The sequence below is a fragment of the Alicyclobacillus sp. TC genome (genome assembly GCF_016804365.1).
In the GTDB taxonomy this organism is placed as follows: Bacteria; Bacillota; Bacilli; order Alicyclobacillales; family Alicyclobacillaceae; genus Alicyclobacillus_I; species Alicyclobacillus_I tolerans.
On the sequence record NZ_CP044434.1, the window covers coordinates 2,756,881 to 2,776,001 of the forward strand.

At 43.2% G+C, this 19,121-nt stretch carries 19 protein-coding genes; 8 read left to right on the forward strand and 11 right to left on the reverse strand.

Translation table 11 applies throughout. From position 1 onward, the window contains the following. Positions 1 to 14 precede the first annotated feature (14 nt). From FY534_RS13465 to FY534_RS13475, 3 genes are all read left to right on the forward strand, one after another. The gene (locus tag FY534_RS13465; protein WP_238413587.1) at positions 15 to 2,045 is read left to right on the forward strand and encodes a transglycosylase domain-containing protein; all 2,031 of its coding nucleotides are present in this window, start codon (positions 15 to 17) and stop codon (positions 2,043 to 2,045) included. Between the two features lie 146 nt (positions 2,046 to 2,191). Continuing rightward, positions 2,192 to 3,328, forward strand: coding sequence for a pyridoxal phosphate-dependent aminotransferase (locus FY534_RS13470; protein WP_203115653.1), 1,137 nt, complete (start codon positions 2,192 to 2,194; stop codon positions 3,326 to 3,328). A 177-nt stretch (positions 3,329 to 3,505) separates the two neighbouring features. Further along, positions 3,506 to 4,084, forward strand: a complete 579-nt coding sequence (locus FY534_RS13475; protein WP_072874362.1) for a hypothetical protein — start codon at positions 3,506 to 3,508, stop codon at positions 4,082 to 4,084. A 137-nt stretch (positions 4,085 to 4,221) separates the two neighbouring features. Here the strand turns inward: FY534_RS13475 and FY534_RS13480 are convergent, their stop codons facing one another. Together FY534_RS13480 and FY534_RS13485 are read right to left on the reverse strand one after the other, a co-directional pair. Then, positions 4,222 to 4,524, reverse strand: coding sequence for a hypothetical protein (locus tag FY534_RS13480; protein WP_203114859.1), 303 nt, complete (start codon positions 4,522 to 4,524; stop codon positions 4,222 to 4,224). Beyond that, a complete protein-coding gene (locus FY534_RS13485) occupies positions 4,521 to 4,685 on the reverse strand; it encodes a hypothetical protein (protein ID WP_203114860.1) in 165 nt (54 codons plus the stop codon). The genes FY534_RS13480 and FY534_RS13485 overlap by 4 nt, the downstream gene beginning before the upstream one ends. A gap of 197 nt (positions 4,686 to 4,882) precedes the next feature. On the opposite strand from FY534_RS13485, the gene FY534_RS13490 reads away from it, so the two are divergent. Further along, entirely contained in the window at positions 4,883 to 5,221 is a 339-nt protein-coding gene (locus FY534_RS13490) for a LapA family protein (RefSeq protein WP_203114861.1), read from the forward strand. Here FY534_RS13490 and moaA read toward each other — a convergent pair. Beyond that, on the reverse strand, positions 5,156 to 6,181 hold the full coding sequence (gene moaA, locus FY534_RS13495) for a GTP 3',8-cyclase MoaA (protein ID WP_304503218.1): 1,026 nt from the start codon (positions 6,179 to 6,181) through the stop codon (positions 5,156 to 5,158). The genes FY534_RS13490 and moaA overlap by 66 nt on opposite strands. Before the next feature lie 139 nt (positions 6,182 to 6,320). Here moaA and FY534_RS13500 point away from each other — a divergent pair, with 139 nt between their 5' ends. From FY534_RS13500 to FY534_RS13510, 3 genes are all read left to right on the forward strand, one after another. After that, positions 6,321 to 7,073 (forward strand): tyrosine-protein phosphatase, encoded by a 753-nt coding sequence (locus tag FY534_RS13500; protein ID WP_203114862.1) that lies wholly within the window; start codon positions 6,321 to 6,323, stop codon positions 7,071 to 7,073. A gap of 95 nt (positions 7,074 to 7,168) precedes the next feature. Next, on the forward strand, positions 7,169 to 7,585 hold the full coding sequence (gene mgsA / locus FY534_RS13505) for a methylglyoxal synthase (RefSeq protein ID WP_203114863.1): 417 nt from the start codon (positions 7,169 to 7,171) through the stop codon (positions 7,583 to 7,585). A 53-nt stretch (positions 7,586 to 7,638) separates the two neighbouring features. Further along, positions 7,639 to 8,895, forward strand: a complete 1,257-nt coding sequence (locus FY534_RS13510; RefSeq protein WP_238413588.1) for an aminopeptidase P family protein — start codon at positions 7,639 to 7,641, stop codon at positions 8,893 to 8,895. Between the two features lie 137 nt (positions 8,896 to 9,032). Here the strand turns inward: FY534_RS13510 and FY534_RS13515 are convergent, their stop codons facing one another. From FY534_RS13515 to purU, 7 genes are all read right to left on the reverse strand, one after another. Beyond that, on the reverse strand, positions 9,033 to 10,727 hold the full coding sequence (locus tag FY534_RS13515; protein ID WP_203115656.1) for a M3 family oligoendopeptidase: 1,695 nt from the start codon (positions 10,725 to 10,727) through the stop codon (positions 9,033 to 9,035). Between the two features lie 72 nt (positions 10,728 to 10,799). After that, entirely contained in the window at positions 10,800 to 11,282 is a 483-nt protein-coding gene (locus tag FY534_RS13520; protein WP_203114864.1) for a hypothetical protein, read from the reverse strand. Next, positions 11,279 to 12,445 carry a ParM/StbA family protein gene (locus FY534_RS13525; protein ID WP_203114865.1) on the reverse strand — a complete coding sequence of 389 codons (1,167 nt, stop codon included), beginning with the start codon at positions 12,443 to 12,445 and terminating at the stop codon, positions 11,279 to 11,281. The genes FY534_RS13520 and FY534_RS13525 overlap by 4 nt, the downstream gene beginning before the upstream one ends. A gap of 327 nt (positions 12,446 to 12,772) precedes the next feature. Further along, positions 12,773 to 14,326, reverse strand: a complete 1,554-nt coding sequence (locus FY534_RS13530) for an IS1182 family transposase (RefSeq protein WP_203115601.1) — start codon at positions 14,324 to 14,326, stop codon at positions 12,773 to 12,775. Between the two features lie 138 nt (positions 14,327 to 14,464). Further along, positions 14,465 to 14,884, reverse strand: coding sequence for a MaoC/PaaZ C-terminal domain-containing protein (locus tag FY534_RS13535; protein ID WP_072874370.1), 420 nt, complete (start codon positions 14,882 to 14,884; stop codon positions 14,465 to 14,467). Next, positions 14,884 to 15,324: a MaoC family dehydratase N-terminal domain-containing protein gene (locus FY534_RS13540; protein WP_203114866.1), complete on the reverse strand. Its 441-nt coding sequence runs from the start codon at positions 15,322 to 15,324 to the stop codon at positions 14,884 to 14,886. The genes FY534_RS13535 and FY534_RS13540 overlap by 1 nt, the downstream gene beginning before the upstream one ends. 37 nt (positions 15,325 to 15,361) lie before the next feature. Then, on the reverse strand, positions 15,362 to 16,228 hold the full coding sequence (gene purU, locus FY534_RS13545; protein ID WP_203114867.1) for a formyltetrahydrofolate deformylase: 867 nt from the start codon (positions 16,226 to 16,228) through the stop codon (positions 15,362 to 15,364). A 181-nt stretch (positions 16,229 to 16,409) separates the two neighbouring features. Here purU and FY534_RS13550 point away from each other — a divergent pair, with 181 nt between their 5' ends. Further along, the gene (locus tag FY534_RS13550; protein ID WP_203114868.1) at positions 16,410 to 17,393 is read left to right on the forward strand and encodes a L,D-transpeptidase; all 984 of its coding nucleotides are present in this window, start codon (positions 16,410 to 16,412) and stop codon (positions 17,391 to 17,393) included. Between the two features lie 6 nt (positions 17,394 to 17,399). On the opposite strand, the gene cls is transcribed toward FY534_RS13550, so the two are convergent. After that, positions 17,400 to 18,845, reverse strand: coding sequence for a cardiolipin synthase (cls, locus tag FY534_RS13555; protein WP_203114869.1), 1,446 nt, complete (start codon positions 18,843 to 18,845; stop codon positions 17,400 to 17,402). Positions 18,846 to 19,121: the final 276 nt, after the last annotated feature.

The window sequence follows — 19,121 nt, forward strand, 5'->3', positions numbered from 1 at the left end:
GAGCTTCTCAATCCATGTTGTTGCACTCATTCAGCCTGCCGAAAATGCGTAAACCAAACCGTAAAACTCTAATTCTCATGGTCGCTTGGCCACTACTGGCTGGTTTTACAGGTACCGCATTGTTGTTGTTTGGACTGCGTGCCACACCCCTGCCAGAAGACAGTTTGTCCGATCCGACAGAAATTGAAGCGGCAGACGGTACCCGCATCGCTAGTTGGAGTTGGACTGCCAATACTGAAAGACATGTGCCGCTTTCAGAAATACCTAAAGCACTTCAGGAAGCCACACTTGCCGTAGAAGATGCTCATTTCTATCATCACCGAGCCTTCAGTTTGCCCTCCTTGGGACGAGCCCTGCTTGTTGATATTAAAAGTGGACATGTCGTTGAGGGCGGATCGACCATAACCCAGCAATTGGCTAAAAATCTTTTTTTATCACAACAGCGAACCCTTACCAGAAAAATTCGTGAGGCGTTGTATGCAATTCAGCTAGAAATGCATGAATCGAAAGATACCATCCTCAACCAATATCTCAACGTCATTTACTACGGTCACGGGGCTTACGGAGTAGATGCAGCTGCTGAAACCTATTTTGGTAAACCTGTAGAAGAATTGAATCTTGCCGAATCTGCTATGATTGCAGGATTGCCAAGAGGACCTGCCATCTTCTCTCCCATCGAACATCCTGCAGCAGCCAAGGAACGGCAGCGAATTGTACTCGACCGAATGGTGGCCTGTCACTACATCACTTGGCAACAAGCAAACGCTGCTTTTAACCAGCCATTGCACTATGCCACCCACCATATACCGCTGCATCAGGCTCCCTACTTCACAACAACCGTCATGGAGGAGTTGGCGCATCGCTACCACCTGTCCAGCGATGAACTCTACCGTGGCGGCACCAAAGTCATGACGACGCTCGATCCGTTGCTGCAACAGGCAGCTGAACGTGCCATTCGCAGCACTTTGCCGGCAAACAGCTCTTTACAAGCCGCATTGGTCGCTCTCGATCCGCAAACTGGCGCGATTCGGGCCATGGTTGGTGGAAGATCGTACATGACAAGTCCGTATAATCGTGTATTTGCCGAACGTCAACCGGGATCGACCTTTAAACCATTGCTTTACACAACGGCTCTTGAACAGCACTGGTCACCTGCCCGGCAAATCAACAGTGAACTGACAACCTTTGTTGCTGGGATAGGCGCAAACGCCCTGTATACTGTGCATGATTATGGAGATTTTTACGCTGGACGGCCGTTAACTTTGCGTGAGGCTTTAGCGCGAAGTGATAATATATATGCTGTCAGCACCAACCTTGCCGTAAATCCCAGCCAAGTTGTGGCTACAGCACACCGTATGGGCATAACCACTCATTTGGGCTCCGTGCCATCACTTGCACTCGGTGTATACCCTACCAGTCCGTTACAAATGGCGACTGCATACGCTACACTTGCCAACGGGGGTAAACGGGTGGAACCTTACGCAGTGGAAGAAGTGCGTTCAGCCACGCAAAATGAAGACATTCATGCCAATCCGACAGCCAAACAAGTCATCTCGCCACAGGTCGCTTTTCAAATGGCGGATTTAATGCGAAGTGTCATGCAGCCTGGCGGCACTGGCTATAGTGTAAGCCATTATCTGAATGATCCAGTTGCTGCAAAAACAGGAACAACCGACACTGACGCATGGATGGTCGGCTTTACCCCCAATTTAGTCTGTGCTGTATGGGTAGGATACGACGACAACCGTCCGCTCAATCTGATGGAATCGCACTTGGCCTCGCCGATCTGGGCCAAGTTTATGAGTACGGCTCAATTGCATATGCCCTACTCCTGGTACTCACCGCCGAGTGGTCTCATTACACGCCAAATCGATCCCCTCTCGGGGAAATTAGCTACGGATAAATGTGGTCGCACAGAAACGGATTATTTCCAGCCTGGCACAGAGCCTGTTGCATCTTGCCCATTGCATCCTCATCCGCAAACACCTGTGCAAAAACTAACCAGAGGACTGCTGCCTTGGCTGCGCCATTGGTTCGGCGGCTGAACTTTCTCTACTTTTCAGATACAAGCCACCACTTTTCACCCCGAGGACGCCTCTCTATGCTAAAATGTCGCTAATTCATAGAGAGGAGTCCGCCCGAGGTGAATAGACTATCCCTTCGCGTCAGCCAATTAACCCCATCCGCCACCATGAGTGTCGACGCTAAAACAAAATCTTTGCTGCAAGCCGGCCAACCTGTTATCAATATGAGCGTCGGTGAACCTGATTTTGACACACCCACCGCGGCTTCCTTAGCTGGCATTCGTGCCATTGCTAATGGCAAAACACGCTATACGGCTGCTGCTGGAACGCCGGAATTACGCCAAGCAATCGCCAAAAAATTACAGACAGAAAACCATCTCACCTATACGCCCGAACAAATTGTTGTTTCCAATGGCGCCAAACATACATTATTTAACATTTTCTTGGCCATTCTCAATCCTGGTGATGAAGTGATAGTTCCGACTCCCTACTGGGTCTCTTATCCTGAGCAAATTCGCTTAGCTGGTGGTATCCCAGTCTTTGTAAAAACAGACGAATCGAGCGGTTTTAAGATGACACCCCAGCAATTGCAGGCAGCGCTTAACGAAAAAACAAAAGCTGTTTTGCTAAATTCTCCCTGCAATCCAACTGGAGCTGTATACAGCCGCAATGAATTAGCGTTGCTTGGAAAAATTTTGGAGAACCACAATGCATGGATAGTTTCAGACGAAATTTACGAAAAATTAGTTTACAACGTAGCTTTCACTTCTTTTGCCGAAGCTTGTCCACAACTCATCGATCGTACCCTGCTCGTCAATGGTTTTTCCAAAGCTTTCGCTATGACTGGATGGAGGCTGGGATATTTAGCTGCCCCGCCCGATCTCGCTAAAGCTGTTGCATCACTGCAAAGCCATGGAACCGGATCGCCCTCCACCATGTCTCAGGCGGCTGGAGTCGCCGCACTTCAATCCTTAGACACAACTATGATTCAAGCGTTCCATGCTCGCCGTGACTGTTTAGTAAAGGGGCTCAATCAGATCTCTGGACTCAGTTGCCTTAATCCGGAGGGTGCATTTTACGTTTTCCCAAACGTCTCTGCAGTTTTTGGCAAACGGTATGAAAACCGGATCATTGAAACAGCGGTTGACTATGCTGAACTGTTGCTGGAAAAACAGTTGGTTGCAGTTGTTCCAGGGGAAGCCTTTGGAGCCCCGAATAATATCCGCCTTTCTTATGCGGTCTCAATGCAAGACGTGGAGGAAGCTGTCAGACGTATAGCTGCTTTTCATAACATGCTGAATTAAATTGCTAACTTATTTCATCTCCTCGCAATGTGCACACTCCATGGCCAAATTCAATACGATAGGAGTGGAATGCGAAAATAGTTCGGTCCCTCAAAGACCGTTCGGTCTCGCCAAACAATGGGCGCAAATCTAGGTTGCTTGTCGTATTTGCGCCCATGAAGCGAGGAGGTGACAAGCGTGGCTACAAAAACTCCTGTTCCTAAAAAAGCATTGCCAAGCGCAACCAAAAGACGTAAGACGGCTGGAAAGGCCGCAACACCAAAGTCTACCACTTCACTTCCAAATCCAAACCAAAGTAACGGTTCGTCAACAAACAAAAAAAAGCAGTCGCAAACATTATCTCAACTGTTGACACCCAAAAATATACAGAATTCTTTTAAAGCAGTAGACAATCTGCGCTCGACGGTCAAAAATTGGCTTTCCTATCTCCAACAGGCAGATGTTTGGCTGGATAGCATCTATGGAACAACGACTTCTTTAAAAGAGGCGGGGATCCTTGAGAAGCTAACTTCCAAAAAGAAAGGCAAACTGACCACAGAAGATTTTACAACCATCTTTGCTACCATTCTTAACACACCCTTAGGCGGACGGATGCTCCAAGGTTTAGGTGGTGGCGAAACGAGTTCGGAAGAAACTCCTGCAACACCTGAACCGACCGCATCTGCTGCAACCAATCAAAATTCATCTGGACAAAACGGCTCTGGTCAACAACCGGCAGCACGAAATCCTACTCTTCCCCCGCCAGGAATGATGTAAAATAGATTTTCTTGACATAGGGCCTGCCTCTCCTATAGAAAGGCAGGCCATTTTAAATTCCCACATATGCTGAGGGCAAAAAGGTGTCCTGTCAGCCGTTATACAGCTGGCAGGACACCTCCTATCAAACATGGCTTTCAATCTTTTGTTTTGGGTACAAATTTTTTAATCTCTTTTAAAGTTTTATCATCCACATTTTTTCCGTATTTTTTCACCAATTCATCCACATTGGCATTTGGTCCATTTTTGGTAGCGTCTGTATAAGCATTCATGAACTGTTTAATACGCTGTTCAGGAACAGGTAATCCTAATTTGTTGGCAAAAGATTTAGCTAAATTTTCAACTTGTTGAGGATCTTTCCATTGTTCTGGTTTAACCTTCTTGACATCGTCAAGAATTTCAAAAATAGCCTTACGCTTGCCACTCAAATTATTTTTCAATGTATTGAGGGCGTTCCGTCGGCACGGTTGGAACTGGTTTGTGCTTCAACAGCGGGCTGTTCCATGGATTGAATAGGTTGTTCTTGCACCCGCCCCTTTTTTCTGGCAGTCACCGTGCGGTTTTTCTTCCCGGATACACTGCGACCTGCTCGGTTTGGCACGTGATTTTCCTCCTCTGAACGTTTCATGCTGAGGTATGACTCTCCATACCGTATGCAGAAAACCGCTCCAGACGTGCCAATATTTTTGCAACTTCAGCACATGTCTGTGCCTCTTTTCGGTACAATAGTTCATATCCCATCTAAGTTAAATATGACTTCCTTCTGAAAAAAATAGAAGAAAGGCTGGTGATTCTATCATGAAAATTCAAGGTCGATTGATATTAGCTCTACTTTTTGCTGTCATTGTAGCTATTTTTGCGGTGATCAATGTCCATCAAGAACCTATTAACTTTCTCTTTGCTACTGCTTATGTTCCACTTGTTCTGATTATTCTCGGTTCCGCTGCTGCAGGCGGCATAATTGTAGGCAGTTTTGGACTCGTTTCACAACTGCGTCTGCGTCGCAAATGTAGCCAACTGGAAAATGAATTGTCAGAACGTACTGCGCGGATGGAAGAGCTAGAACAACAATTATCCCCCGATACGGGACATCTCGACCTTGGGCAAAGCGACAGTAGCGTCCGTACGGATCTCTGAGTATCGATCTCGCCTGTGTTGCCACAGCGAACACAATATTTCTTTAATTTCCTTGTCACTAGCACCTTCGCGCATGGGTGTTTTGATATCTAATCCATCTGCCGCAAACAAACAAGTGTAAACTTTTCCATCTGAAGAAAGTCGCGCTCGCGAACAACCATGACAGAAGGGGTTAGTGACTGAGGTAATCAGGCCGATTTCACCTTCCCCATCCAGATAACGGTAACGTTTGGCTACATCATTAGGCGATCTCGCTGGTATCGGTTCAAGTGGCCAACGACTAGAAATTTTCAACAGTATCTCATTTGCGGAAACCACATCTTGCAGACTCCAGCCATTGGTGGTACCTACATCCATGTACTCAATAAGGCGCAAAACATGGCCCGTACCCCGGAAATATTCAGCCATCTCTATGATTGCGTTGTCATTTTTCCCTTTTTGAACAACCATATTTACTTTAACTGACGTAAAACCGGCTTCTTTTGCTGCTTGAATGCCCTGTAGCACACGCTGAACCGGAAACCTTACTCCGTTCATGCTGCCAAAAATGTTATCTTGCAAAGAGTCCAGCGAAACTGTCAAACGTTTTAAACCTGCTTCTCGCAAACGTTGTGCGCGTTGAAGCGTAAGCATGGACGCATTGGTAGTTAAGGCAATATCGCGAATGGTATCTACAAGCGCAATTTTGTGGATTAACTCTTCAAGATCTTTACGTAATAAGGGCTCTCCCCCGGTAATGCGAATTTTTTCTACACCAAGCTGCGAAAAAATCCTTACCAACCGCTCAACTTCTTCAAATGTCAAGATTTTCTCGTGGGGAAGAAAAGAATAATTCGATCCGAAAATCTCTTTTGGCATACAATAGGTACAGCGAAAATTACACCTGTCAGTGACTGAAATCCGCAAATCTTTCAATGGCCGACTCAGTGCGTCCACAATAGGTTGGATCGGTTGGTCCATGTTTATCTCCTCGTTTCACGAGCGTAGATAGAATTTAATCATTTCCCAAGAAATATGTCGAGGTCTGTCGAAAAGACATATCCCCGATTGGAACCATTCTGCTGGACAGATCATCCATAGAAAGGAACGATATTAAATTATGTACAAGCATTATACGATAACAGATATTCACACACACGTTTTACCGAATCTTGACGATGGTCCGGAAAATATGGAAGAAACCGAACATCTACTGACAGCCATGCATGCAGTAGGAGTCGATCGAATTTTCTGCACATCCCACTACCTTTCTCCCTCTTTTGAAGTCTCTCTTCAGCAAATGACTTCAGCCTATGATCTTCTGCAGTCCACTCCTCAAAAATCAGCATGGCCCGCAATTCAACTGGGTGCTGAAATGCGCGTCCATCTGCAACAATTGGAACGGCTAAAAGATAGTGATTGGCCCCGCCTCGGAGACACTCATTACATTCTTCTGGAACTTCCCAACCTTGGACTCGCTCAAACTACTCTGCAATTTGTGAAACGTGTTACATCCGCAGGATTGCACCCCATTATTGCCCATCCTGAAAGACTTGTTGAATTGCAAAAGTCATTTGACTTAGTCGATCAACTGTTAGCTACTGGCGCTAGTTTCCAATTAACAGCCAGCTGTTTTATACCTTCCGCCAAAGCGGATCGACCTGTGAATCGTCTGGCATGGACTTTGCTGGAGACCGGATATGCCAGCGTCATTGCGTCTGACAGCCATAACACCAACGCCCGCCCTCCTGCACTGGTCGCTGCATACCAAGGCATTGAAGAACGGTTTGGAGAGAAAGCAGTTATACAACTCATTGAAAATGCCAATAAGATATGGCAAGACGATGAAATCTCCCGAGTAGCTGTACGTTAGATTTGTTTGAAAGGTTTGAATGACTCACATGTGGAATTCATATAAAGAGACAAGTTGGTTACTTTCATTCTACCAAAAAGGCCGGTGATGCCATGATGAAAATTGCATTGATTGCCCATGATAATCTAAAAGACTGGATGGTCAACTTTGCAGTTGCCTATGAATCTTTTCTCCTTCAACATCAACTTTTCGCTACAGGCACAACAGGTTTACGAATCATGGAAGCTACATCCCTGCAGGTCGAACGACTGCAGTCCGGCCCAATTGGTGGCGATCAACAAATTGGTGCATTGATTGCTACAGATCAAATGGATATGGTCATTTTTTTGCGCGATCCGTTAACTGCCCAACCGCATGAGCCTGATATTTCTGCACTTTTGCGCATTTGTGATGTACATAATGTTCCTGTGGCAACCAACTTGGCAACTGCAGAAGCTCTCATTCGAGCTGCTGCTCAAAATTTGCTCGGTTCTTCTAACAAGCCTTTATTCTCTCCACCCAACTTTACCTGAACCGATTTTCCCTACCGTTTTGATTTCTAGAATATACTAAGGAGGCAAACTTCGTGGGTCATTTGGAAGACAGAAAAATACGCCGTGCAGCAGTAGCTGCTGCAATGGAGGACAATTCTTTTGCTTTGCTATTTTCTGGAACCCGTATTCCTCAATCGGAAGATCATGATTATCCTTTTAGTGTCAATCGCAACTTCTATTATTTGACGGGCTGCGACAGAGAAAATCAGATTTTGCTGATCAGCAAAAGAAATGGAAAAATCTCTGAGACCCTGTTTACACCTAAAACTAATCCTGATTTAGAAAAATGGGTAGGTTTCTATATGACTCCTGAAACCGTGAAATCACTCAGTCATATCGATGATGTCCAGCCTAGGGAATCATTCGAAAATATCCTCGGACGCATGTTGAGTTGGCAAAATCTCCAATATTGCTACCTGGATTTTGATCAAAACCAATTACAACAGGAGCCCATCAGTCTTTCACACCGCTTTGCAAACACCATACAACGTAACTATCCTGGACTGACGATTCGCAATTTACACTATACATTGAGTCAAATGCGCTTGATTAAATCATCTGCTGAAATTGAAGAAATTCGTAAAGCCATTGCTGTTACTAACGAGGCTATTCAAAATCTTTGGGCGCACAGCCAACCTGGAATGAAAGAATATCAACTGGAGGCTTACTTTGATTTTACACTTCGTAGCCACGGCGTTTCAGAACACGCTTTCCCGCCCATTGTTGCTGCTGGTGAGCGCGCTACCATCCTTCATTATGTCAGTAACGACTTAACTGCCGAAGATGGCGAACTCGTTTTGCTCGATCTAGGAGCCTCAAGCGGATACTATGCGGCTGATATTTCGCGGACTTTTCCGGTCAACGGTAAATTTTCCGAACGCCAAAAGGCTATATATGAATCGGTTCTTGAAGCGGAGGAAAAAGTGATTGCCGCTGTGCGTCCCGGCGTCACTTGGTCTGAGCTGAATCAAGTGGCTAAAGATTCTTTAGCCGAATCTGTTGTTCGTTTGGGAATCGCAAAATCGAAGGATGAGATTGACGAATATTATTACCATAGCGTCGGTCACCCGTTGGGATTGGATACACATGATGTGGGCGATCGCGATGTTCCCCTGGCGCTTGGTATGGTGATTACCATAGAACCTGGATTGTATATTGCCAAGGAGAAGATTGGTATAAGAATTGAAGATGATATTTGGGTAACTGAAAACGGACACGAAGTCTTGTCACAGGCTATTCCCAAAACGGTTTCTGAAATCGAACAGCTTGTAGGAAAACATCGCCAATAAACCTGTAAAGACGAATACGACTTTTATCATCAGCATAGGACTGTCCCACTCGTTCTTCCATGGGGCAGTCCTATTCAACATGGATAACATCAGGAGTATTCTTGTTACAACGCGCAGATTGTCAAACCTTAGTCAATCTAAAATCGACTAGCGTCCACACTATCTAACCAACGAGTTATAGGTGCTGTGACGGATGCTACTGCCCCTTCTTGAAAAGGTGACATCAGCCTTCCTTCTCGAACAATATCGAGAAAGGAACGACTTCCCCCTACCCTGCATATGCGCAAATAATCTTTCCAGGCTTCTTCGGGATTCTCTTGCCTTTTTTTCCAAAATTGAAACGCACACACTTGAGCCAAGGTGTAATCAATATAATAAAAAGGATTTGTGTAGATGTGCGTTTGGTGCTGCCAATATCCACCCGCCTCAAGAAATGGATTATTTTCATAATCTCGATGCGGTAAATATTCTTTCTCTATGTTCGACCATATTTCTTTGCGTTCCCTTGGTGATAGATTGGGTTCGCTATAGATTTGATGTTGAAATTCATCTACTGCCACGCCATATGGAATAAAAGTTAGCGCCTCTGATAGATGTTTATAGCGAAATTTATCCGCATCTTCTGCAAAGAAGTTATCCATCCAGGGCCATGTGATAAATTCCATACTCATAGAATGGATTTCACATGCTTCTAAAGTTGGAAATAAATATTCAGGTACCGGCAATTTTCGGCTCATATAACTCTGAAAAGCATGCCCAGCTTCATGAGTCAGTACAGTAACATCATGATAAGTGCCATTAAAATTAGCAAAAATAAAGGGGGCTTCGTATTTAGGAATTACCGTGCAGTACCCACCTACCGCTTTTCCCTTCTGAGCCAGCAAATCCATTAATTCGTTCTCCTGCATATTGCGGAAAAACTGCCCCGTTTCAGGAGAAAGTTCTTCATACATCTGAGCTGCTTGAGCTATAATCCAATCTGCGTTTCCGTGTGGATGGGGATTTCCATTAGCAAAAGTCAACGACTCATCATAGTATCGAAGGTTCTCCAGTTGCAGTCTGTTTCTTTGCTCCTCACGGAGTCTACTTGCTATGGGTACTATTTCCTGTTTAACCTGCCGCCTAAAGCGGGCTACCATTGCGGCATCATAATCTGTTCGATTCAGTCTTGCATAGGCGAGTTCCACAAAACTTGGATAGCCAAGTTTTCTGGCCATTTCATGTCGAACATGGACTAATTCGTCATAAATATTATTTAAATCTTCTTCTCTTTCTAAAAAATAATTCCACAAGCTTTCTTGTGCGTCTTTCCTTGTTTCGCGATTCGTTGACTGAACGTAGGGACCTAGCTGCGAGAGATTGAGTATTTGGCCTTGAAACTCTATATTGGCTGCTGCCATCAATTGTTGATAACTTGTTATAAGCTGATTTTCTTTTTGTAAATACGGGATGATGGATTCATCAAATGTTTTTACACTATTTTCTGCGATTCGGAAAAGCTGTTTTCCCCATTTGAGCTCTAGTTCACGACGAAAAGGTGAATTGATGAGTTTCTGATAATATTTATTAATCATCCCCTCCATAATGGGGCCATTCTGATCAAAATATGCCTGCTGTTCTTTGTAAAATTCATCTTCGGTGTTCATACTATGCCTTATGTAGACCAACGACTGCCGAGAATTGTAGTCCATTCTCAATCGTTGTATTTCTTCCAAAACTTCATCTTGTTTTTCGGCAGATGTACTACTCTCAAACTTTTCTATTAATAGGGAAAACTTTTCCGCCATCTCCTGTATATCCGGTTTCTCATACAACATTTCTGTAAATCTCATATCAATCGTCATCTCCCCTCGTTTCCTCTTCTTCTATTCAAAGTATACTGAAACTCAGGGATGATGACTGAATTAATTTTCTTGTTGACGTGGTGCCTGTTGAACGAGTGCCATACGCTGGCGACGAAGCGCTTCTATTGCCTTCATGGGTAAACTTGCAGGAGTTTCTGCCGTGTGCGATTGGCTAACTGATTGTTCATCTGTCGAAGCTGTAATGGATTCTCCCCCTGTGACTTGATTTAGCGTTTTATTCTCCACTGATGGGCGAGTTACATTTGTTTGCTTTTCATCTGTTCTAACGGGTATCGATTCTAAAGCCTCCATGTCTATGTTTTCTTTCACTTTGTCTACCGTTGTATCACTTGTCATGATTCTCGATTGTTTTAGATGTTGCTCCACAATTCTCAATATCTCGTAGCTAAAATCGCCTTCGCTCTTTAGTTGATTAATAAAATTTACAACTTCTTGCGGCGTGTCAGACGCAATATAAATATGAATCAAATCTCCATGTCGAACTGTCTTTTCCCTGCGACGCCGCTCTCGCCGCTCATTCACGCTTTATCAGCCTCTGCTGAAGCTATTTCCATTTGAGCTGGCGACAAAGCGGTCGCTAAAGAGCGGAAAGTTCCACGCAAATTACGCATTTGTGCTAATTCTGGTGTATCAAAACGAAGTGGATGTCCTTGTCGGTCTAACTCTTTTATATAGGGGCTGAGTATGGCCGATCCGCCACCGATAAATAAAAATTCTTCCGCTTCTGGTGCAGCTGCCCACGCATCAAGTACTCTATCCAGTACTTCTCGGGCCAACTCGCTTAAGTGCAAATTTGCAATATCAGCAATACTTCCTTTAACTAAACCCTGCCATCGTACTTCATAATCTTTATGAACCAATCTTTCTACTACATTGACATCACTGCTTAAATACTCTTGTCCCATAGCAGTATTAAAATCTTTGCGAATTTTAGTGACAATGTCGTTTAAATTAATTCGAAATCCTGTGGAAGTATAGTCGTCAAGTTGCAAACCTGGTCGAAAAAATGCAATATCCAGGTCAATTCCACCGAGATCAGCCACTCCAAAAGCTTTGTTGGCAAGTGAATTCCCTTTTTCACTGGCAATATCAATAATACCAGCCACGTTATCAACATTTACTCCATCAGGCAGCGCAATATCCAGTTCGACTACAACTCCAGCATACTCGGGTGTTGATTTAAATTGTACGGTATGAATTCCGGCTGTCAGTTTTTCTTCAAATAGTGCTGCTTCTCCCACTTCTGCTATAGGTAATCCGATACCAAGTTGTACATCGACTCGTAATTTTTTAACTCCGTTCTGGATATCTTGCGCATGTTTTTGCGCAGCTGCATAAGCGATGGCGGTTAACGTTGTAATGAGCGTCTCTACTCGTTGCGATTTCATCTGGGCTGCCCGATAACCAACAATGGATTGGGCGCGAGCATTTCGAGATGCTAAGACACCCACGTGATAATTTCTTCCTGCCCCTTCCGGAATCGCTGGAGAGACAATTTCCACATCTAAATTTTCTATGGGAGAGCCTTGGTTTAGAATCACTTTTCGTTTGATATCCGATTGGAAAATTACATTGGGAAACATGAAAGTTTGATCAATATTTTCATATGCTGCCTTAACAAAACTATTGCCATTGTCGACAGCGATAACGAGTTTTGTTTCTTTCATATTGGATTCCTTGGCCATGGGCTGCTCTCCTTTTAATCATTCTTTCCTCTGTCCAGCAAAACTGTCATTCTGTAATCACTATCCTACCTACCACTCATTATAGAGATTGTGCTAGATTATCGTCAAACATCAATGCATTTATGAATTTATGGGTTAATAAATAAATGAATATACTAGTTAACTACTAAATTCATATATTCATTAACCCCTAAACCCGTTATCGAAAAAAGTGAAATCAAAATAAAAAGGGGCTGTCCCAAAAGCGGTTGAAAACCGCTGACGGGCAGCCCCTTCGTTTGTGGTTGGGGATTTTTCATTGGAGGTTTAGAAAAGGATGAGATCTCCTCATCCAACCCTGTGCCTCATTTCGTCAATCGCGGCTTTCTTCAACAAATTGTGGGCAAGTGAAATCCACCCAACTTCCATGGTAACCTTGGGCAGGTTTCGGAGTAGGAATCGTCTGAATCCACGGTTGTTCTTTATCTGTCCAAATACGCTCTCCACTTCAGTCATTCGCCGTATGGCTAAGTCCCTTCCTTCTGGACTCTTAAGTCGTTCGGCTGCTTGCTGCTTGTAGAGCAGATACTGCAGGCTCACTCGAATCTCCCTATTACCAGCGGACTTTGTACAACGTTCCCGAAGTAAACACCCTTCACAGTTCTCGCTTCGGTATGTTCGTAGCTGTGTCTGGTATCCATTATCAGTGTTTCTGTTGCTTTGCCCCCAAAATGTCAGCTTTCGTCCATTCAAACACGTCCATACATCCTGCTCAGCATCGTAGTGCCAATTCTCAACTCGGCTTGGGTCATTCTTCCACGTCTTAGACTGCTCTTTGTGAAATGTGTTGTACTTTACAACGCCATCAAGTTCTTCTTTTTCGAGATACGCGTAATTCTCTTCGCCACCGTATCCTGCATCTGCAATAATTGTTCTTGGAAGTTTGCCTAGACGGTCTTTTACCTGTTTTAGATGTGGGATCAGGCATCTTGTATCCGTTGGACGCTGGTGTAGGGTATACCCCAAAATAAACTGGTTTTCCGTACCTATTTGAACATTGTAACCTGGCTTTAATTGTCCATTTTTCATATGGTCTTCTTTCATTCTCATAAACGTAGCATCCGGGTCAGTTTTACTGAAGCTATTCCGGTCACCAAGTGTCTGTTCTTGCGATTCGTACTTCTGTAGGCGAGGCAGAAGATCCCGACGAATTTGGCGTACACTTCGCCGAAGCGGCTTGTCCTTCGGTCTTTCTTGTAGTCGAGCTTCTAGATTTTGTACAGCCTGCTCCAGCTTTTCACTGGTCAACTGCGAGGACTCACCCAACTCAAGTAAGTCATCACCACTATGCTCAAGCTCCTCTTGTCGTTCCAATTCCTCTATGTTGGAAAAGAGTGTTTTCACGTTCTCCTGAAGTCGAGCTTTATGCTTGGCAACAGCCTTTCCCCAGACAAATGTGTATCGATTCGCGTTGGCTTCAATCTTCGTGCCGTCAACAAAGTAGTTCTCCAGCTTGACGTATCCCTCTTCAACCAGTAGTTCTAGTACGCCGGTGAAGATTTTCTCCAAAACGTCCTTCATGCGTTCCGTTCTGAATCTGTTAATCGTCCGGAAGTCCGGTGTTTGTCTTCCAGCTAACCACATGAACGGTACGTTCTCTCGAACAGCTTTGGCGATTTGGCGAGAGGAATATATACGTTGTGTATAGGCATAAATCACAATTTTGGTCATCATTTTGGGATGGTAACTATCCCGACCGCCGCCAGGGTAAGCCGTTTTAAAAATGGTGTCATCTAGGCGGTTAACGGCTGTGTTTACCACCCGAGAGATGTGACCAGGGGGAATGTCTAACTCCAAATCCATTGGGAGGTATTGCTGATCCATGTTATACTCAATAAACAAAGAAATCGCTCCTTTGGTGTTTTGGTTGCTCACACTTCCATTTTACCAAAAGGCGATTTCTTTTTGTTTACACCAAAGGGGCTATCCCTCAGTCATCTACGATGACTTTTGGGACAGCCCCAAGAAAAGAGAAAATCATTACTGCTGAGGAACCATAAAAGTAGCCGAACCTGCTACAACACGAGCTCCATTCTGAGTATGAGCTTCAATATCACACTCAACGTAATATTCCGTACCTTGCTCTTCTATTTTTGTTACTTTACCACTACAAGTAACAACATCCCCAGGCCGAACCATTTCCTGAAATCGAACCCCAAACTGTAAAATTCGGCCTTGATAAGGCTTAACCGTATCCTTAATCATTTGTCCCACAAAAGCCATGGTCAGCATACCATGCGCGATAACTCCACCAAGGCCCGCTTCAATTGCAAACTCGTCCACCGTATGAATGGGATTAAAATCACCTGATGCACCAGAATACATAACCAGTTGTGTTTTCGTTATGGGTGGCTTGATCAAACGAGGTAACTCCTGCCCAATCGTGAATAAAGGATTCATCACTTAGCACCTCCCGTACGAATAACTGTTAAATTTTCAACCAACAAAAGTTCTCCAGCACTGTTCCTAACTTCAGCTTCAAACATGTAAAATGTCATGCTACCTAGCCGACCTGAGCTCTCGCGCACTTTTAACAATTTACGACTGCAAAAAACTACATCTCCAGCATAGATAGGTTTGTGGTATGTAAATCTCTGCTCACCATGTATTAACCCAGCTTTAGGCATCTCAAGACCAGGTATCTCTCCGTAATCAAATGTACGAGAAAAAGTAGGAGGAACCGGAATGGCAGGAAAACCAGCTTTTTTTGCCGCTTCCTCATCCCGGTAAACGGGATCTTTATCTCCTATCGCTTCAGCGAATTTTCGAATAGCTCCCTTTTCAACCTCATTTTTTACAGGTTGCGAAGAAACACCAACCATATCCTGCAAAGACGACATTTTATACACCCCTTTTTAAGAACATACTGCTTCATCATCATACTAGTACAATAGTTTTATTACGATGCACAAGAATCCGATCCTCCACATGCCACTTCACAGCTTGAAATAATGTGGAACGTTCCACATTTTGACCAATTCGTTTCAGATCATTTACTGAATCTCTATGGCTAACCCGCAAAACCTGTTGTTCAATAATAGGTCCCTCATCCAATTCTTCAGTCACATAATGGGCAGTCGCACCAATTAACTTTACACCACGATGATAAGCCTGTTCATACGGATTACAACCTACAAATGCCGGCAAAAAAGAATGATGAATATTAATGATACGGTTAGGAAATGCCGCTAAAAAATGTGGGGAAAGAATCTGCATATATCTAGCCAAGACAATAAAATCAACTTGCTTTCCAATGAGGTTAAGTTGTTTTTCTTCAATTATCGATTTCGTGTCTGGACGAACAGGCAAATAATGAAAAGGTATCCCTAAAGATTCAACCAAAAAACGAGCATCATCATGATTGCTGATCACCATGCAAATATCCGCATGCAAGTGACCTATTTCCCATTGCCATAACAATTCTCGTAAACAATGTTCTTCTCGAGAAACAAAAATAACAAGTTGTTTGCGACGATTGGAGAGTTCAAAGTGATAATCCATAACAAATCTATCCGCAATCTCAGCAAACTCAGAACGTAAACGATAAATTAAACTTCCAACTGAAGGTATCTCAAATTCAATCCTCATAAAAAACAAGTTGTCATCTTCACTCGTGTACTGATTAGATTCCACAATATTAGCGTCATGAAGGAACAGGAATTCAGAAATAGATTTGATAATGCCTGGTTGGTCTTTACAAATCACTCTTAATCTGCAGCGAGAATCTCTTTCACGCAATAACAAACATTCACCACCTCTATAAACTCAACCCTAGACAGAAAGAAATAAGAAAGACAGACAAGCATTCTGCATAATTTTACACTACGCAAACTTAATTTCGACAGTATTTGACGTCCTGTCTTTGTTACACTTTCCACATTGTCATCATACATATATTTACATCGAAATTAGGATGGTGCCTTGTATGAAAATAAAATTGGCGCAAATCATTACATTACTTCTGACAACACTTACGATATGTGCAGTAAGCGGATGCTCCACATGGGACACGTTAAAATCTGCACACACAACAACCGATATATCTGGCAACGCAAAAACCCAACCCATCGATACCCATGTTAAAGTCAAGGTAGACGTTATAAAACCAAAAACGATTCCCCTCCTGACGAGAGGAATGACTGGCAATGAAGCACTATGGTATAACGAAGCGTTAGCCATATTAGGTTATTTACCTGTGACATGGAACGACCCACAAACTTCCGAACTTCAAAGCACAACAGCGGCCACATACACAACACCAACAAACGATACAGAGAATGAAGAAATGATCGAAAGTCAGTTTGCAACGCAACTCGTCCATCATCAGTTAGAACCCATACTATCAGTGCAGTGGTCTTGGAAAGGGAACTATCCCGAAGTCCTACAAAACGATTGGAATCCTTACAAAGCGACAGCCATTACACAAGGGGCAATCATGAGTTTTGAACACCAACACCAACTTGCTGTGGATGGAATAGCCGGACCAGAAGTGAATCAAGCACTCTACCAAGCATTGTTACATCATCAACAGAACAGCCAACCATACACTTATATTGAAGTACAAAAAACAAAGCCTGAAACCTTACAAGTGTGGGAGAGCGGTCAACCCATTTTTAAAAGTTTAGCTAATACGGGAATAGCAGCAAGTCCAACGCCCAACGGTATCTGGCCAGTCTATCTACGATTAAAAGAACAAACCATGCGTGGGACCAATCCCAACGGAACTCCTTATGACGATCCGGGAGTACCCTTTATCAATTACTTCTATCATAGTGACGCTGTCCATGGATTCATTCGCGCATCCTACGGCTTCCCACAAAGTCTCGGTTGCGTAGAGCTACCCATGATTAACGCAAAGACAGTCTATTCCATCATCCATTATGGAACACCCGTACAAATCATTAGTTAAGGCATATTAAAGAATGGGGGATAGCAAGCGGGCACATGATTCAGCAATTCGAACTGCATGTGGACGTTTTTGATATAACTCACGAGTCAACTCAGAGCTTTTTTCAATATCCGTATAAAACAGATCCGCCAACCGGCATGCGATTCGACTGTCATACAAAACAGCGTTAACTTCAAAGTTTAATTTAAAACTGCGAATATCAAGATTTGCAGTGCCAACGGATGCTAATTCACTATCGATAACAACCGTTTTGGCATGTAAAAAACCGTTTTTATACAAATAAAACTTTACGCCTACCTCCAAAAGCTCCGCCAAATAAAAGCGCGAAGCAAAATAGACCAAGTAATGATCAGGTTTATCAGGTAGCATAATTCTTACATCAACACCAGAAAGAGCCGCTGTCTTTAGTGCAGTCAACAAACTTTCGTCAGGAATAAAATAAGGACTTTGAATTAAAATTTGCCGTTTGGCTAAATAAATCATTTTTACATAAGCATTTCGAATCGTTTCTGAACGACTGTTTGGTCCACTAGAAACAATTTGAACTCCTACGTCACCTGTATCAGGTTGAAGAGGAAAATAGTCATCCGTTACACGAAGACGTTTTTTTGAGGCAAAATTCCAGTCCATCAAAAAGAGAGCCTGCATTTCCAACACAGACGTCCCTTCAATTTTCAAATGTGTATCACGCCAAGCTCCAAATCGTACATCACGGCCAAGATATTCATCACCAATATTAAATCCCCCAATATAACCCACTCTGCCATCAATAATCGCCAATTTACGATGATTTCGATGATTCATACGCGGATTGAAAAAAGGAAAAATAGAAGGAAAAAAGCGGGCAACATATCCTCCTGCTTGAATCAAATCGCCAAAAAAATCCATATGCAATCCTTTACTACCAACAGCATCATATAAAACTCTGACTTCAACACCCTCATTCGCTTTTTGAATCAAGGCGGACACAAGTTGCCTACCTAATCGATCAGGGCGAAAAATATAGTATTCTAAATGAATATGATGTTTCGCTTGTCGAATAGTATCTAATAAAGAAATAAATTTACTCTGTCCATCGTAAAAAACTTCCACCCGATTATCTTGGGTAAAAACAGCATAACTACTGACTAAATTCATATAAATAAGGTCTTGGTATCGCTGAACAAACGGATCGTAAAATTCAATATTTCCTTCACGGAGATTCGTCTTTTGAGCTTCAACAATCGCATTTACAAACTCTCTCTGCATACGACGAATCCGATACATTTTTACTCCATTTAATTTCTTTCCAAGTAATAAGTACAACAAAAAACCACCAATAGGAACAAACAAAAGAACCATTAACCATGCCCAAGTTACTGCAGCATCTCGTCGTTCAAGGAATATAATGACCCCCGCAGTCACCAAATCAATGGAAAATGTTACAATATAAAGAAGATGAATGAGCATCATACCTATGCAGCCCTCTCATGGTCACGCATGACCCAAACTTCAAAAAACATATTGCCAAAAATGACTCCAATCCTATTCAAGCAAATCCATCTGCTTTCAAAACAAAACGATTGCTTATCAACATTGTATCAAAATTACATGACTGGTATCGATTATGAGAGACGAATGGAAACCATCCAACACTGGTAGAAACAAGTCTGTTTAGTCTGTATAGAAAAACTTGTACGGAGACAAAGTGAAAGTGTGCCAACGATCAATCAACAAAGGAGACGATAT

Excerpts from the sequence above, each read along its gene's own strand:
- moaA (WP_304503218.1), bottom strand. The coding sequence starts at position 6,181 with ATGGACCAACCGATCCAACCTATTGTGGACGCACTGAGTCGGCCATTG.
- FY534_RS13500 (WP_203114862.1), top strand. The coding sequence starts at position 6,321 with ATGTACAAGCATTATACGATAACAGATATTCACACACACGTTTTACCG.
- FY534_RS13490 (WP_203114861.1), top strand. The coding sequence starts at position 4,883 with ATGAAAATTCAAGGTCGATTGATATTAGCTCTACTTTTTGCTGTCATT.
- FY534_RS13535 (WP_072874370.1), bottom strand. The coding sequence starts at position 14,884 with ATGAATCCTTTATTCACGATTGGGCAGGAGTTACCTCGTTTGATCAAG.
- FY534_RS13525 (WP_203114865.1), bottom strand. The coding sequence starts at position 12,445 with ATGGCCAAGGAATCCAATATGAAAGAAACAAAACTCGTTATCGCTGTC.
- FY534_RS13540 (WP_203114866.1), bottom strand. The coding sequence starts at position 15,324 with ATGTCGTCTTTGCAGGATATGGTTGGTGTTTCTTCGCAACCTGTAAAA.
- FY534_RS13470 (WP_203115653.1), top strand. The coding sequence starts at position 2,192 with ATGAGTGTCGACGCTAAAACAAAATCTTTGCTGCAAGCCGGCCAACCT.
- FY534_RS13465 (WP_238413587.1), top strand. The coding sequence starts at position 15 with ATGTTGTTGCACTCATTCAGCCTGCCGAAAATGCGTAAACCAAACCGT.
- FY534_RS13550 (WP_203114868.1), top strand. The coding sequence starts at position 16,410 with ATGAAAATAAAATTGGCGCAAATCATTACATTACTTCTGACAACACTT.
- FY534_RS13515 (WP_203115656.1), bottom strand. The coding sequence starts at position 10,727 with ATGAGATTTACAGAAATGTTGTATGAGAAACCGGATATACAGGAGATG.
- mgsA (WP_203114863.1), top strand. The coding sequence starts at position 7,169 with ATGAAAATTGCATTGATTGCCCATGATAATCTAAAAGACTGGATGGTC.
- cls (WP_203114869.1), bottom strand. The coding sequence starts at position 18,845 with ATGATGCTCATTCATCTTCTTTATATTGTAACATTTTCCATTGATTTG.